Below are 14504 nucleotides of genomic sequence, written 5' to 3' on the forward strand. Positions count from 1 at the left end.
GTTCTCATGTCCGCAGCCACTGTCCGCACCTTCAAGGGACGCAGCATGAATGATGTGTTGCGCCAGGTGAAGGCCGAGTTCGGTGACGATGCCATCATCGTGTCCAGCCGCCAACCCCAGGGACTGGCCGGCAGCCTGCTGGGCGAGAAGATCGTGGAAGTCACGGCCGCCCGTGCGCCCTCCGCGCGCCCGGGCATGGCCGCTCGCCACACGGCGGTGCCCGCACCCCCGGCGGCCGTCACGGCTTCGCCGGCAGCACGCAGCGAGCATCGGACTCACAGCCAGACCATGACCCTGACCGCCGGCGGAGACGAGGCCGTCGAGGAGCTGGAACTCTACCGGATCAAGCAGGACCTGCGCGAGATGAAGTTCGCCCTGCGCGATGTGTCACGCACCCTGAAGTATGGTGGCGGACACCTGCAGGGCGAAGCCGCCGAAGGTTTCGCGCGGCTCTGTGCCTCCGGCATGGGCGGTGAACTGGCCGAACAGTTGCTGAGCGAGGCCGCCGATTCGCTGGACCAGGCAGGCGGCAAACTGTCGCGCAGCCTGCTGGCCCAGGTCGCTCGACGCCTGCCCTGTGGCGGCAGGCCCGAGAATCACCGGGCCGGGCGCCCGCTGGTTCTGGCGCTCGTGGGTGCCACCGGTTCGGGCAAGACCAGCAGTCTGGCCAAGCTGCTCACCTCCCGCGAAGGGTTCGCCGGACGCCGGATGGGCATTCTGAGTCTGGATACCCGCAAGATGGCCGCCGTGGACCAGTTGCGTTCGCTGGCCCGCCTGCTCTCGATTCCGCTTGAAGTGGTCTGGAAGGCGCCGGAGATCCCGGCGGCCATGCAGCGCCTGGCGGGCTGCGAGGTGGTGCTCGTGGATACTCCCGGTGCTGGACCGGCGCGCCGGGTCGAACTGGAAGCTCTCAAGGTGAGACTGGATGCGGTGGAAGCCCAGGAGATTCACCTGGTGATGCACGCCGGTCTGCGCGAACCGGACCAATTGGCTCTGCTGGAAACCTATCGCGGACTGGGAGCGTCCCGTCTGCTGCTGACGCGCATGGACGAGTGCAGCCAAACCGGTGGCATTCTGGAACTGGCCGAACGGGCTCACATGCCCCTGAGCTGGCTGGGTACCGGCCCCGAGATCCCCGAGGATCTCAATCTGGCGCGCCCCGACCGCCTGGCCTCGTGGGTCCTGGGTGACGCCGCCAGCCTGGAGGTGCGGGCATGAGCGGACGCAGAATCCTGCTCACGGGCTTGCCCAGCGGGGTGGGCTGCAGCCGTCTGGCCATCGAGTTGGCACACGCCCTGGCCGACCTTGGACGTTCGACGGCGGTGGCCGGAGCCCTGAAGGACATGCCGCGCAGTTTTGCATCGCGCCCGGCGGGCAAGTCGCCCCATGGAGTGGTCTTCGGACTGGGCGGAGGCAATGCCTGGATTCCCCTCGAGCTGCTGCAGCCGGCCGGGCGTCAGGAAAGTCTGGCCGCGTTGGCCCCCGATTGCGAGTTCCTGCTGCTGGATCGTTTCACGGGACTGGCCATCGCCGATTCCGACTGGTACCGTCAGGCAACGGAAGTTATTGTTATTATTGACGGCCAGCCGGAAAGCGAAAGCAAGGCGCTGCACCTGCTGGGACGGATTGACAAGGCCTGGCCGACCTTGCCGGTGTATCTGGTTTTCAACCGGGTGGCAAGCTGGCCCGACTGGCAGGTGCTGGGGCGTGATTTCAACCAGAAAAGTGAGAAAGTCTGCCGGCGGCGCTTTCCTGCGCTTGGTGGAATGCCGATAACGGCAGAGATGGCTCGTTGCCGCCAGGAGGGAAGGTCCCTGCTGGATCTGTACCCGAATCATCCATGTTCCCGGAATCTCAAGCTGATGGCGCGGCAGTTGCTGCACCTGGAAGTGATCTGGGCCCATGATCCCAAGGTGCTGGTACATTCCCCCAACCGGTCTTCCCAGGATGCCCGGCATGACACGAAGAGGAGCGTGATCCATGCCCAAGCGCACTGAGCAGGTTCTGCTCACCAATGGCGATCTCATCGTGTCCAAGCTTGGCCTGCTGGTGTTCCTGGGAGTGTTCCTGCTGGGACTGGGCGCCGGTCAGGCCCTCTGGACCGCCAGTTACCGGGCCTTCTTCGTCTGGCTGGCCTTCAGCCTGCTGGCAGGTGGCGCGCGGGTGGCCTGGAAGTACAATGACTACCAGCGCCGCGAGCGCGAACTGCTGGAAGCCATCGAGCGCTCGAAACAGCAGTTGATGGCGCGCGAAGAAGAGACCCGCAAGCGGCAGCAGCAACTCAATACCCTGTTCGAAGCCACGAGGCGGGTACCGGACGAACAGGAGGAGAACGCCGACGAGACCGAGGACGAGCCTCGGCGCCCGGTGATTCCCGGCAGCCGGCATCACTGATGCCCCACGTCGTCCGGTGCGACACACCGGATGACCACACGAACCGACAGCAAGCAACAGGAAGCCTCGCGCGCGCGGGCGGGGCAGTACAGGGCAAGAGCAGCGAGGAACGACCATGGCAATCAAAGCCGATCACTTGTGGGACGCCTGGGCGAAGAACCGCAACGAGGAAGGCAAGAAGAACCTGCTGGTGGCCTACATGCCCCTGGTCAAGCAGGTGGCCAGCCGCATGAAGATGTCGCTGCCTCATTCCGTTCATCTGGATGATCTGATCGGATCGGGCATCATGGGCCTGATCAATTCGGTCGAGAACTTCAATCCCGAGCTGGGCTTCAAGTTCGAAACCTATGCGGTGCCGCGAATCCGGGGCGCGATCCTCGACGGTCTGCGCGACTACGACTGGGTGCCGCGCTCGATCCGGGCCAAGGAAAAGCTGCTTGAGTCCACGGTGGTCAAGATGGAAGCCGAGTTGGGGCGCATCCCCACCGACGACGAGATCGCCGGCAAACTGGATATCAGTGTCAGCGAGTACTACAAGTTGCTGGATGACGTGAGCGCCACCACCCTGCTGTCCTTCGACCGTCCCTTCACCGGGGATCAGGGTCAGGCGTCCAGCCTCTACGATCTGGTGGAGGACATGCACAATGACTCGCCCCTCGACCTGATCGAGCGCAAGGAGATCAAGAAGACCCTGATCCAGCTGATCAACAAGCTGCCCGAGCAGGAGAAACTGGTGATCGCGCTGTATTACTACGAGGAACTGACGCTCAAGGAGATCGGCAAGGTGCTGGACATCTCGGAAAGCCGGGTCAGCCAGATCCATACCAAGATCATCCTCAGCATGAAGAACCGCATCCGCCAGATGCTGACGGTGTAGGAGACCGCCCGGGTGCGCCCCCTGGAACCCGGCAGCCCCGCACGACGCGTCCGGGCGCTGGATCCGACTCATGGTACCGGGCTCAAAGGCCGGCGTGCGGGCGACGATGCATTCCGTGACCTGCTGGACGATGCACTGGACCGCGATGCGCCTCAACCCGACACCCCCGAGGAACCCGGACAACCCGAGGACCCGGTGGAGCTGGGACCCGTGGAAGCCAGCGAGAGCGATGGGCTGGATCGGGTCGAGATCCGCAGCCGCGAACTCACCCGGGTCACCGGAGAGCCAATGGCGGATGCCGCACCCGGAAACGCCCGGACGGACAGGGAAGAGGACACTCCCGCGACGACGCCCCCACCCGAGGGGGGACCACATCGCCTGGATCTGAAGGCCTGATGAGCATTCCCGAAACCGAAAAGCGCATCCAGACCATCATCCAGGGCATCCTCGAGCTGCCCTCGCTTCCGACTGTGGTGGCGAAGATCGTCGAGCTGGTGGACAACCCCAAGACCAACGCGCGCACCCTGGCGCGCCTGATTTCCTCGGACCCCGCCCTCACCGCACGGATTCTCAAGCTGGCCAACAGTGCCTACTACGGCTTTCCCCGCCGCATCGGCACGATCAATCTGGCCATCGTCGTGCTGGGCTTCAATTCGGTGCGCGACCTGGCCGTAAGCGCCAGCATCGTCGATCGACTGAATCTTGATCCAACCAGTCAACGCTTCGACATGTCGCGCTTCTGGGACCACAGCCTGGGTGTGGCGATCGCGGCCCGCATGCTGCTCAAGCTGGGCAGCGCACGCGTGGTGGGCGAAGCTTTCGTGGCGGGCTTGCTGCATGACATCGGGCGTCTGGTGATCGTGCGCTACATGCCCCGGGAATTCGGCGAGATCTCGGCCCTGGTCGAGAGCGAAGGCCTTGAACTCTGGGAAGCCGAACGCCAGGTACTGAAGATGGATCACGCCCAGATCGGTGGACTGCTGTGTCGCTACTGGCACCTGCCCGAGAACCTCTGCGAAGCGATCAACTGGCATCACAATCCGATGGGTCAGGAGAAACCCGAACTGCTGACAGCCCTGGTGCACGTGGCCGACCAGCTGGTGCGTCACTGCGAAGGCCCCGACAATCCGGAAGGCGGCAGCCAGATCCTGTTGGATGACCTCACCAACATGCTGGGCATGCGCCGCAACGAGGACGGCGAAGTGGATCTGGACTGGTATGCGGAACGCTACCAGGAAGAATCCCAGAAGGCCGAAACCTTCAGGGGGCTGGTCCAGGGCCGCGAGATTCCCGGGGAAGACGAATGAACGCACCCGACGACGGACTGCGCAAACTGGACCGCCAGCATCTTGAAGAGCTGGTCAACGAACTGCGCGGCACGCGCCTCGAACTGCTGAGCAGCCTCGAGGAACTGCGTGAAATCCAGAGCCTGGCCCGCACCATTCGCAGCACCAGTGATCTCTCGCAGATCCTCGCGGGACTCAGGCTGATCGTCAGCCGGGTGCTGCCGGTGCCCGAACTGGGGCTTTACCTCTCCAGCAGCCAGATGGCCAGCCAGGATGTCTTTCCCAATCCTCCGGCTCTGGACGAGGTCTATGCCAGCCTGGTGGAAGAGGGCATCGTCGACTGGGTCATCGACGAAGGCCGGGCCACGGTGATCCCCGACCCGGAAGACCAGAATCCCGACCTGAGCGACGTGCTGGTGCCCCTGCTGGTGATGGGTCAGGAACTGGGCATGATGCTTGTGCAGAGCCCCATCGAAAAGGAGCAGGTCACCGCCCAGATGCTGGACCTGCTCAGTTTCGCCGCCGGCCAGGCGGCCACGGCCATCGAGAACTTCCGTCTGCTCGAGGAAGTGCGCCAGGGGCGCAAGTATCTGCAGGTCATGCTGGACACCGCCGCCGAACTGATTCTGGTGATCAATGCGGACGGCCGCATCAGCTACGCCAACGAGCGCCTCGCCAGATACGGCCTGACCCGCAGCAAGGTTCTGGGGCGTCGCCTGCAGACCCTTGTGCGCAACCCGGAGGACCGCCAGGCTCTGGACCAGCGTCTGCACGAATCGCGCGCCGGCATGCTGGAGCTGCGCCTGGGAGTGGCCGGCCCCGATCGCCCGCGCCGCCTGGTGCAATTGAACCTGAGTCCCATGCCGTCGATGGGCGGAGGGTCCCCGCGGGACTGGATGGTGCTGGTTCATGACGAAACCGAGCGCCGGGAACTGGAAGCGCGGGTCCGTGAAGCCGAAAAGTATCAAGCGGTCATGCACGCCGCGGTGGCGGTGAATCATGAGATCAACAATCCACTGACGGCCGTGCTGGGCAATCTGTTCATGTTGCGCCGGGACCTGGGGCCCGATGCGGCTCCAGCGCAGCTGAACCGGATCGCGGTGGCCGAGGAGAATTGCCGACGGATCCAGGACGTCACGAGCCGTCTCGAGAAACTGAGTGAGATCAAGCTGGTGACCTACCTGGGCAACACGGAGATGCTGGACCTTGGAGCTGCGGCGCAGCCCGGGAACGCGTCTTCACCCATGGGGCCGGATACGGGACGGGAGAGCAGGGCACGAAACCTGCCGCCCGACAAGAAAGGAGTCCGCGGATGATCACCAAGCGGCTGATGCCCCTGGTGTTCCTGGCGCTGATGGCAGCCCAGGCATGCGGAGCCACGCTCACGGGTCTGCGTTGGTTCGACCATTCGGACTATGTGCGAGTGGTCTTCGACGTCAGCAGTCAGGTGGCCTTCCGAACCTCGGAACGCCCGGACAATGGCTACGTGGACCTGATCCTCGAAGGCGAGCTCGCTCAGGGCATGCGCCCCCGCATCGAGATCGCCAGTGGCCCGGTCCTGTACGCCGAGCAGAAACAGAAGACCAGCTCGACCCTGACCTGGCGCGTCCACACGGGGCCGTCGGGGGGGATCCGCAGTTTTTCACTGGGCGAGAGGCCCTTCAAGATCGTGATCGATGTCTATCGCCCGGGCATTGCACCCGGTTCGGTCGGGGAAGTGGCCCCGCCCCAGACAGCGCCTGCTCCCGAAAAGGAATCGCCCGCCTCCCTGACCGCCCCGGAGCCCGAGGACAGAACTGAACGGGCGTTGCCCGGCCACGCCCTGGCCGGTGGATCCCAGGGCAGACTGGCGACTCAGCAGTGGCAGCAACCGGAGCCGTCGGGCGAGAGAGGGCAGGTTCAGGTTCCGGAGAACAATCCCGTCGTGGATCTCGTGCAGCCCCGGCCCGAGCCCGTGCGGACCAGCAAACCCGCCGTCGCCGCGAAGCGCACCGATCCCGACACGCCGGTGGAGCCATGGGCGGACCTGAAGGGGGCCGCACGTCTGCACACCGAAGTGGGCTCACTGCTGCTCAGCCTTGGCGAGGTGCGACCCGCGCTCGATCATCTGGAGGCGGCCGATTCGATCAGCAGCAATCAGGCGGGCGTGCAGTTGCTGAGCGGCATCGCCTGGTCGCAGCTGGGTGACGAGTACCGCTGCCGACTGAACCTGGAAAAGGCACGGCGTGACGAACGATATCGCGCGCGCGCCGACGAGATTCTTGCCCGCATGCAGGCCCCCGACCTCAAAGGGCTGGTTCCCGGAGGAGAGATCCGCACCGAGGACCTCGAGTACTACCTGAACATTCTCAGACGTGGCAATCGACTGGACTATGCCGATCTGAACGCTCCGGTCATGGTGGAGCCGCAGGGCAATCCCGGCTTCGGGCTGGGACTGACTCTGGGTGTGCTGCTGGCAGGGTTGGGTGGACTGGCGGGTTACCTGATCCAGCGCAGGAAGGATGCGGATCAGCGCCGTCGCCAGATCCTCAAGGCCAGCCAGAAAACTCCGGCCCAGGCCATGAAACCGGTGATCGCGGCGCCCACGGGACGGGAAGATGAAGCCGCCGGGCCCGCACGGGAGCCCCGGCAGACTGCGCCCGCGGCTGCGCCTCCCGTGACCGACGCACCGCGTCCGGTCCCTGCGGCCAAGGTCATGCGTGACGAGGAAGACAACGAAGTCTACCAGCAGGTTCAGGCCGAGCTCGAGCGCCACCTGGAGAAGCACACCGCACCCCTGACGCCTGAAAGTCTGGCGGGCTTTGACGATGCGCCTGCGACCACGACCGAACCGGCACCCGCGCGCCAGACCCGCAGCGCTCCCGCCCAGGCAGCCGCCCAGCCCGACCCTGAGCCCGTGGTCGATGTACTCGAGGAGCCGGACCTGAACGAGCAGGTGTACCAGATGGCCGATGCCAACCGTCCCATCGTGGAGATCGCCGAGGAACTGGAACTGGGTGAAGACGAAGTGAAACTGATTCTGGACCTGCGTCCCCAATTGCCCGATGCCTGAAAGCCGAGCCATGCATTTCGAGGAGTCCATCCAGCAGGCTGCGGACCGCTTCCTGCCCATTCTAGGCCCGGAAGTCGCCCTGCCGCGCGGAATCGTGGCCATCGGCACGGTGGGCAACGTCAGCGACATGTTGATTCACAACGTGCGCAATCTGCTCTCCGTGATCAGCATGCAATCCCAGCTGATCCAGGGCACCTGCTCCCCGGGCGAGAATGCCAGCCGCCGCCTCAACGAGATCGTGCAGCAGGTGGAAGCCATCGATGCCCAGCTGGGCGCTCTGTTGCGCCTCTCGGGTCTGCAGCCCCGCTATCGCGATGAGTGGGAAGGTTTCCGCAAGGAAATCAATGAGATCGCCAGTCAGATCTATTCAGGACTTGAGATCCTGATCGAGTGGCAGGGAGAGCCGGCTCGGCCCTTGCACGACGGGGAACGCGCGCTCCTGCATCACCTGCTGTTCCAGGTCCTGCATTTTCTGGTTCACCACGATCCGGGCAAACACCCGCTCGCCCTGACTCTTGGATTTTCTCCAGCGACCGATATGGGGGAGGACACGTTTCCCCTTCACCTGGCCTGGCGGCTCGGGTGTGCCCTGCCGGAAACCCTGTTCCAGTCCGGACTGGGAGTGATCGGCAACCAGCGTGGCAAGGCCGCGCTGAGTCTGGACCTGGCGGACAGCCTTGCCCGGGGCCTGGGAGGCGACCTGCGATGGCGACTTGGCGAGGAATCGGTCCTCGTGGAAACCACCGTCCGGCTGACCGGCAGCGAAAGGCCCCACTCGGATGATCAGCGAGATCCAGCTCGACGTCCTGCTTGACTTCAGCAACCTGGTCCAGGCCAGTCTGGAGCTGGACCAGTTCTCCCGCCCCCTGCTTGAACTGCTGCAACGCCTGATCCCCTACGAAAGCGCCACCCTTTACCTGCTCAACGCCAGCACCGGTGAACTGGTATGCGAGTCCTTCGTGGGGGACCGCCCGATCAACCTGATCGACCTGGTGCACTTCGATCACGGCAGCGGTCTCAGTGGCTGGATTGCCAAGCAGAGCCGACCCATTCTGATTCCCACCCTGCGCCGCGGCGACCCCGAGGACAGCCGGCTGGTGCGTTCCTTCATTGGCTTGCCCCTGCTGGCCGATGAACGCCTGCTGGGCGTGATCAACTTCGGCCACAGCCACCCGGGAGCCTTCGAGGATGTGGAGGAGAGCCCTCTGCGCATTCTGGGCGCCCAGATCGCGCTGGTTCTGCGGACCTTGTTGCTGGTGCGCGACCTCAAGACCACCAATCGGCGTCTCAACGAGAGCAATCGCCAGCTCACCGCCATGCAGCAGAGTCTGGTCGCCGACGAGCGACTGAAGGCGATCAGCGAAGTGGTGACCACCATGAACCACGAGATCAACAATCCCCTGACCATCATCAGCGGCAACGCGGAGCTGCTGTCCCATCGCCTGCGAGATGCCGGGCCGGACATCCAGGAGCGCCTGGGCAACATCCTCTCCCAGGCCAGACGTCTGGGCCGCGTGATGAACCTGCTGGCCAATCTGCGCAACCCCGTCCTGCAGGACTACCTGCCCGGTGAACGCATGATCAACCTCCAGGCCAGTCTGTCCGCGGGCTTTCCCGCCCGTGTGGAACTCTGACCGAACCCGTTGATTCACACACTTGCCCGTGCAGTAACCCAAACAGCGATGAAGGATTCCAGCCGGAGTTCTGGCGTACCGGTCGGTATTGGCCGTGGGTCCCGAAGGCGGTCCCCGCGGGAAAACAGGGTGTCAACTCCGCCTGACACACAGGCGCTCCATCTCTTTCGGTCTTTCCCCGCCCTGTTTCTCCCTTGCCTCGTGGAATGGAACTTGCCCCCATTTCCGGAGGGCTTCCATGCGCGTTTCACCTGTCCTGCTCCTGCTCGTGTCCGGGCGCCTGCTCTCGGCAGGCATTCTGATCTCCGAAGTGATGGTGGATCCCCTTGGCCCTGAAGCCAGCGACGAGTTCGTCGAGCTGGTCAACACGGGTCCCGACAGCGTGGATCTTGCCGACTGGAGTCTGCGCGAAGGCAACAGTCAGGATCGGCTGCTTTTCGACGGCACCTCACGACTGGCGCCCGATGCCTGGCTGCTGATTCTGGATCCGGCCTACGCGGGCTCCTTTGACAGTCTGCTGCATCCGGGCACCCTGCTGGCCCGGCTGGACAATTCCACCTTCGGCAATGGCGGTCTGGGCAATTCCGGGGGGGAATGGCTCGAGCTGCTGGATCCGTCCGGTCAGCCCGTGGACGGCATGCTGACCCGCCAGACCGAGCCCGGGTTTTCCCTGGAACGGCTGGCCCTGCTGGCATTCTGCGATTCCTGTTTCAACCAGTCCAACCGCGTGGGCGGCACGCCGGGGTATCGGAACAGCCGGCAGCGTGCCGCTCTGGCGCTTTGCATCCAGTCTCTGGACACGCGCCAGATTGACCTGCTGGCCTGTGGAGAACAGGGCTTCCGGGGAGACTTGTGGGTGACTCTGGCGGAGCGTCGGCTGAGTTTTCCGGATCTGGATCTGGAGCCGGGAGACAACTTCTCGCTGGAGCTTCCCCGGCTGGACTGGGGCCAGAATCCTGTCTCGATCGTCAGCCAGGACTCGCATGGCGAGGAGAGTCGGCTGCTGGACAGCTTGCTCTGGAATCCGGACTCACCGGCGGGCAGGGGGCTCTGGCTGAGTGAACTCCAGCCAGCGGGACCGGGCGGAGAGGACTGGATCGAACTGGAAGCCGCTGAAGTGGTATGGCTGGACGGGCTGGCGCTGGACTGGGGGCGAGGCCCGCTGCACCTCAGCGGTCGTCTTGACCCCGGGCAGTTCCTGCTGGTCGGACGAAGCCCCGCGGACGCCGCTTTGACCGCCCGGCGTCAGGACATATCGCTGTCCCTGAATGCGAGTTCCGGGCAGCTGCGTTTGCTCAAACCCGATGGTGACCCGCTTGAAGGCCTGGACTGGGACGCGGACCAACTGCGTCCCGGAGCCAGCCTCGAACGTAGCCAGGCCCGTCTGCCCGCGGGGCTGGCTGCCAACTGGGGGCCCTGTGTGCTGCCTGTCGGGCACACGGCAGGCAGCGCGAACAGCCGCAGTCCACAGGAACTGTCCGGTGGTCGGGGAGTCCAGTTCTCCACTGGGTCGCTGACACCGGGCACGGGCCCGCCCCTGACGGTGCGCCTGAACAATCCGGCAGGCGCTCATCAGGCCAGTGTGGCCTGCTGGAATCTGGATGGGCGGCTGTGCCGTGTCCTCTTGCCCTGGGGCTCGCTTCCGGCTCAATGGTCCCTGATCTGGGACGGAACGGATGACGCGGGGCGCCATCTTCGCCCGGGTGTGTATCTGATCCAGATCCGGGGGTCTTCATTGAATGCGGTCAAGCCTCTGGTGATCCGTCCCTGATCCCTCCACATCGTCCCCCGGCACATTCGAACCCGTCCCGACGGGCTGGAAACTTTTTTCGCCACATTGGTCCGCCAAGTGAAACGCACGCTCCCGACCCGGATCAAAGCCCCCGTTCAAACGAAGGCAGGACATTGGACGAACAGACCCTGATCAGCCTGGCCCAGAACGGCGACGCCGCGGCCTTCGAATCACTCCTGAAGCGTTACGACGAGCGCATCATGGGACTGATCATGGGTTTCGTGAAGAACCGCAATGACGCCCAGGACGTGTATCAGGAAGTGTTTCTGCGGGTCTGGACCAGTCTGCCGCGATTCCGGCAGGAGTCCAGTTTCTTCACCTGGGTCTACCGAATTGCCGTGAACCGCTGCATCAGCCTTTGCGAGCAGCGCACCCGGCGGGACAAGCTGCACGTGCAACCCCGCACGGGAGATGACGACGAAGATGGCGACTGGCTGGACCGACTGGCCGTCGCCGATGACGGACGCGAGGAGGAAGAACGGCAGGACAGGCTCGAGCGGATCTGGCGCTGTGCCGGAGACCTCAACAGCCGCCAGCAGATGGTGCTGACCCTGCGCTTCCGCCATGGGCTGAAGTTGAAAGACATTGCCGAGATCCTGGAGATGCCCGAAGGAACCGTCAAGATCCTGACGTTCCGGGCCGTCAGACGCATCCGGCAGCAACTTGAAGAGGCTCCCTCATGAGTGGAACCCACCCCCCGAACGAAGCTCTCTGGGCAGGCTGGCTCGATGGCAGCCTGAGCCCCGAAGAACGAGCCCGTTTCGAAGCCTGGATGGCAGAGCATCCCGAGGCCGCGCGCGAACGTGCCGCCCTGGAAGCCGTGATGGCCGACCTGGAAGAGAGCAGTGCTCCGGACGTGGATGGCGATCTGCTGGCCCTGGCCAGGGGCGGGCTGTCTCGCCACCTGAAGAACACCCCGCAGCTGGTTCTGCCCAGAGCGACACCCCAGCCCGTTCGCAGCGGGAATCGCTGGATCCGCCTGGCCACTCGCACGGCCTCGCTGGCGGCCATGTTCCTGCTGGGGCTGATTCTGGCGCGCAACCTGCCCTTTGGCGCCACCCCGTCCCCAGACACCATGGCGCAAGCCCTGCCCGGGGCCGTCGACGGCCACAGCCCGCTGCGCCCGGTATCGCTTGTCAGCGGCGACGATGGTGCGCGTGCGATGAATTCCTCGGTTCAGGTAAGTGGCCTCAAACTTGAACCAGGTTCCGAAGTGCGCATCCTGCTGGATCAGGTCCAGCGATTCGCCATCGAAGGCAGCGCGGGCGAAGAGACCATTCAGGACTACCTGAGCTACATCATCCGGAACGACAACGATCGTCAGCGCCGCGTGCTGGCCCTGGCTGCCCTGAGCGGCAAGCAACTGAAGCCCGCGGTGCGCGAGGTGCTGGTGCACGTGATGACCCACGACCCCGACGGCGAGATCCGGATGCGGACGGCGGGCCTGCTGAGCAGCTGGGTGGACGAGGCGGTGGTGGCCCAGGGATTCATGAAGGCCCTGGTCGACGATCCCAGCCCCGAACTGCGTGACTACGCCATGCGCACGCTCTCGGACAGCCGGGAGGGGCGCATCCAGAATTCCAGCCGCGGCGACTAGGCGACAGGCGAAGTGACGGCCCCCCGGGGCCCAATCGAAAGGTTCAGGGAATGAAACGAGCCCTGTGTATTCTTGGCCTGGGACTGGCCATCGCGGCGGCCGCCTCCGCGGATTCCACCCGCAAGCTGTTCAGCAACATGGTGGTCAAGGCCGACGAGACGGTCGACACCGATCTGACCGTGATGCGTGGTGATCTGGTGGTCGAAGGCACTGTCATCGGCAATGTGGTGGTGATGTTCGGCAACTGCGAACTCAAGCCCGGTGCGCGCATCGAAGGCGATCTGGTCGTTCTGCATGGCGGTCTGGATCTGGTCAGCAAGGACCAGGTCAGCGGCCGGATTTCGCAGCGGGATTTTCTGAAGGCCATGGGCCAGGCCGAGGACTCCAACCCCTTTGCCGTGGACGATCTGGACAATGAGCCGCATATCCGCATCGGGTCGGATATCGAGGTCTCGGCAGGGCCGATGATCCAGTACGACTCCGACGGCGGCGAGGACCTGCGCCTGTTGTTCAACCGTGTCGCCGGACTGCAGCTGGGCATGACCTTCAATCCCTCGATGCAGAACCTGCGCGAGAACGACTTCGATCTCAGTGGCCATGCGGAATGGGCCTTTGGAACCAAACGCCCGGAGTACCAGCTGGAATTGCGCAAGGCCCTGCTGCAGAGCCCTTTGGTGTATGCCCACATCGGCAGCCAGCGGTTCACGGACACCCAGGACGGCTGGATGCTGGGCGCGGTCGAGAATTCGGTGGCGGGCTGGCTGCTCAAGCAGGACTACCGCGACTACTACGACAACAAGGGAGTCAGCCTGGGGCTGGGGCTGCATCTCGAATCACGCGCCAGGGCCACGCATGATTGGTCGCGCACTCTGCACCTGCGCGCTGGCTGGTTCAGCGAGACCTGGCAGGACGCCCAGGTCAATTCCCAATGGAACTGGTCACGCGTGGACCGCCCCTACCGCCCCAATCTGTATCTGGGTGCCGACAGCCCCGATCTGTTCACGGCGGTCAATGCCAATGGGGACACGCTCAGCTACCCCTTCTATCGCACCACGGCCAATGGCCTGCGTCTGGGCATGGAGCTGGGCACATTGCGCAAGGGCGGGCGCCGGATGGGTGCGACCCTGGCGCTGAATCTTGAACAGAGCCTGGGCGGCGAGTTCGAAGCGGATTCGGTGCTGGATCTGGACTACCGCCGGATCATGGGCTCTTTCAAGGCCTGGCTGCCCTTTGGCAAGCGCAACCGTGAAAGCCTGAACTTCCGCCTGCTGGCGGGGGAGAACGGCGGCAGCAACTACCCGCTGCAGTATGGCTTCCGCCTGGGCGGGCCGGATGCCTTGCCCGGCTATCGCCCCAAGGGTCTGGACGCCAGGCAGACCTCGTGGAAGGACCGGATGAATCCGGATCCTGGAGCCGGTGCCCGCCGCATGGTGCTGGGATCCCTCGAGTACCAACTGGCTGGCGAAGCCGTCAGAGTGCCCATCATCGAAGACATCATGGAAGACTTCTCCTATCTGCTGATGGTGGATGCCGGCCATGTCTTCGATGAGGGCTGGGACACCCTGGAGGCTGGTTCATTCCAGGCCAACGTGGGCGTGGGCATCGGCGGAGAAGATGACGACGACTGGCGCCTGGCTGCCTTCCGCAGCACGGAGAGTGGCCAGGCTGACTGGCGCCTGCTGTTCCGCTTCAACCGGAGGTTCTGATCATGGCACGCATTTCTCAACCTGCCACCTCCATGGCTTCCACCGGGCTGCTGGTCGGCATGGGCCTGATGTGCTGCGCCACCCAGCTGCTGGCGGCCGCGCCCGACGTGACCTTCAAGGAGAGCGTTGCAAAGGAAAATGCGCACAAGGCCGTGATTTCGATCGA

15 protein-coding genes are annotated in these 14504 nt (G+C 64.5%); all 15 read left to right on the forward strand.

All coding sequences use genetic code 11. The features are described 5' to 3' along the window. Positions 1 to 6: 6 nt before the first annotated feature. The gene (locus H6678_14675) at positions 7 to 1218 is read left to right on the forward strand and encodes a hypothetical protein (GenBank protein ID MCB9475042.1); all 1212 of its coding nucleotides are present in this window, start codon (positions 7 to 9) and stop codon (positions 1216 to 1218) included. After that, the gene (locus tag H6678_14680) at positions 1215 to 1997 is read left to right on the forward strand and encodes a hypothetical protein (protein ID MCB9475043.1); all 783 of its coding nucleotides are present in this window, start codon (positions 1215 to 1217) and stop codon (positions 1995 to 1997) included. Before H6678_14675 ends, H6678_14680 begins: the two co-directional genes overlap by 4 nt. Then, positions 1981 to 2394, forward strand: coding sequence for a hypothetical protein (locus H6678_14685; protein MCB9475044.1), 414 nt, complete (start codon positions 1981 to 1983; stop codon positions 2392 to 2394). The genes H6678_14680 and H6678_14685 overlap by 17 nt, the downstream gene beginning before the upstream one ends. Before the next feature lie 115 nt (positions 2395 to 2509). Then, positions 2510 to 3271, forward strand: a complete 762-nt coding sequence (locus H6678_14690) for a FliA/WhiG family RNA polymerase sigma factor (GenBank protein MCB9475045.1) — start codon at positions 2510 to 2512, stop codon at positions 3269 to 3271. A 12-nt stretch (positions 3272 to 3283) separates the two neighbouring features. Next, entirely contained in the window at positions 3284 to 3667 is a 384-nt protein-coding gene (locus H6678_14695) for a hypothetical protein (protein ID MCB9475046.1), read from the forward strand. Next, on the forward strand, positions 3667 to 4578 hold the full coding sequence (locus tag H6678_14700) for an HDOD domain-containing protein (GenBank protein ID MCB9475047.1): 912 nt from the start codon (positions 3667 to 3669) through the stop codon (positions 4576 to 4578). The genes H6678_14695 and H6678_14700 overlap by 1 nt, the downstream gene beginning before the upstream one ends. Then, entirely contained in the window at positions 4575 to 5873 is a 1299-nt protein-coding gene (locus tag H6678_14705; GenBank protein ID MCB9475048.1) for a PAS domain-containing protein, read from the forward strand. The genes H6678_14700 and H6678_14705 overlap by 4 nt, the downstream gene beginning before the upstream one ends. Then, positions 5870 to 7609 (forward strand): hypothetical protein, encoded by a 1740-nt coding sequence (locus H6678_14710; protein ID MCB9475049.1) that lies wholly within the window; start codon positions 5870 to 5872, stop codon positions 7607 to 7609. Before H6678_14705 ends, H6678_14710 begins: the two co-directional genes overlap by 4 nt. Positions 7610 to 7619: 10 nt before the next feature. Then, positions 7620 to 8423, forward strand: a complete 804-nt coding sequence (locus tag H6678_14715; protein MCB9475050.1) for a hypothetical protein — start codon at positions 7620 to 7622, stop codon at positions 8421 to 8423. Further along, positions 8389 to 9243: a GAF domain-containing protein gene (locus H6678_14720; protein MCB9475051.1), complete on the forward strand. Its 855-nt coding sequence runs from the start codon at positions 8389 to 8391 to the stop codon at positions 9241 to 9243. The genes H6678_14715 and H6678_14720 overlap by 35 nt, the downstream gene beginning before the upstream one ends. A 238-nt stretch (positions 9244 to 9481) precedes the next feature. Next, positions 9482 to 11014 (forward strand): lamin tail domain-containing protein, encoded by a 1533-nt coding sequence (locus H6678_14725; GenBank protein MCB9475052.1) that lies wholly within the window; start codon positions 9482 to 9484, stop codon positions 11012 to 11014. A 134-nt stretch (positions 11015 to 11148) separates the two neighbouring features. After that, positions 11149 to 11718 carry an RNA polymerase sigma factor gene (locus tag H6678_14730; GenBank protein MCB9475053.1) on the forward strand — a complete coding sequence of 190 codons (570 nt, stop codon included), beginning with the start codon at positions 11149 to 11151 and terminating at the stop codon, positions 11716 to 11718. Next, positions 11715 to 12632 (forward strand): hypothetical protein, encoded by a 918-nt coding sequence (locus H6678_14735; protein ID MCB9475054.1) that lies wholly within the window; start codon positions 11715 to 11717, stop codon positions 12630 to 12632. The genes H6678_14730 and H6678_14735 overlap by 4 nt, the downstream gene beginning before the upstream one ends. A 50-nt stretch (positions 12633 to 12682) precedes the next feature. Beyond that, positions 12683 to 14338 (forward strand): hypothetical protein, encoded by a 1656-nt coding sequence (locus tag H6678_14740; GenBank protein MCB9475055.1) that lies wholly within the window; start codon positions 12683 to 12685, stop codon positions 14336 to 14338. A 2-nt stretch (positions 14339 to 14340) separates the two neighbouring features. Then, positions 14341 to 14504, forward strand: a 164-nt coding sequence (locus H6678_14745; protein ID MCB9475056.1) for a hypothetical protein, incomplete at its 3' end; no start/stop codon positions are given.

This window comes from Candidatus Delongbacteria bacterium (assembly GCA_020634015.1).
Taxonomy (GTDB): Bacteria; CAIWAD01; CAIWAD01; order CAIWAD01; family CAIWAD01; genus JACKCN01.

What these genes read in the sequence shown, in the direction of transcription:
- H6678_14675 (MCB9475042.1), top strand. Translation starts at nt 7, where the DNA reads ATGTCCGCAGCCACTGTCCGCACCTTCAAGGGACGCAGCATGAATGAT.
- H6678_14680 (MCB9475043.1), top strand. Translation starts at nt 1,215, where the DNA reads ATGAGCGGACGCAGAATCCTGCTCACGGGCTTGCCCAGCGGGGTGGGC.
- H6678_14685 (MCB9475044.1), top strand. Translation starts at nt 1,981, where the DNA reads ATGCCCAAGCGCACTGAGCAGGTTCTGCTCACCAATGGCGATCTCATC.
- H6678_14690 (MCB9475045.1), top strand. Translation starts at nt 2,510, where the DNA reads ATGGCAATCAAAGCCGATCACTTGTGGGACGCCTGGGCGAAGAACCGC.
- H6678_14700 (MCB9475047.1), top strand. Translation starts at nt 3,667, where the DNA reads ATGAGCATTCCCGAAACCGAAAAGCGCATCCAGACCATCATCCAGGGC.
- H6678_14705 (MCB9475048.1), top strand. Translation starts at nt 4,575, where the DNA reads ATGAACGCACCCGACGACGGACTGCGCAAACTGGACCGCCAGCATCTT.
- H6678_14710 (MCB9475049.1), top strand. Translation starts at nt 5,870, where the DNA reads ATGATCACCAAGCGGCTGATGCCCCTGGTGTTCCTGGCGCTGATGGCA.
- H6678_14715 (MCB9475050.1), top strand. Translation starts at nt 7,620, where the DNA reads ATGCATTTCGAGGAGTCCATCCAGCAGGCTGCGGACCGCTTCCTGCCC.
- H6678_14720 (MCB9475051.1), top strand. Translation starts at nt 8,389, where the DNA reads ATGATCAGCGAGATCCAGCTCGACGTCCTGCTTGACTTCAGCAACCTG.
- H6678_14725 (MCB9475052.1), top strand. Translation starts at nt 9,482, where the DNA reads ATGCGCGTTTCACCTGTCCTGCTCCTGCTCGTGTCCGGGCGCCTGCTC.
- H6678_14735 (MCB9475054.1), top strand. Translation starts at nt 11,715, where the DNA reads ATGAGTGGAACCCACCCCCCGAACGAAGCTCTCTGGGCAGGCTGGCTC.
- H6678_14740 (MCB9475055.1), top strand. Translation starts at nt 12,683, where the DNA reads ATGAAACGAGCCCTGTGTATTCTTGGCCTGGGACTGGCCATCGCGGCG.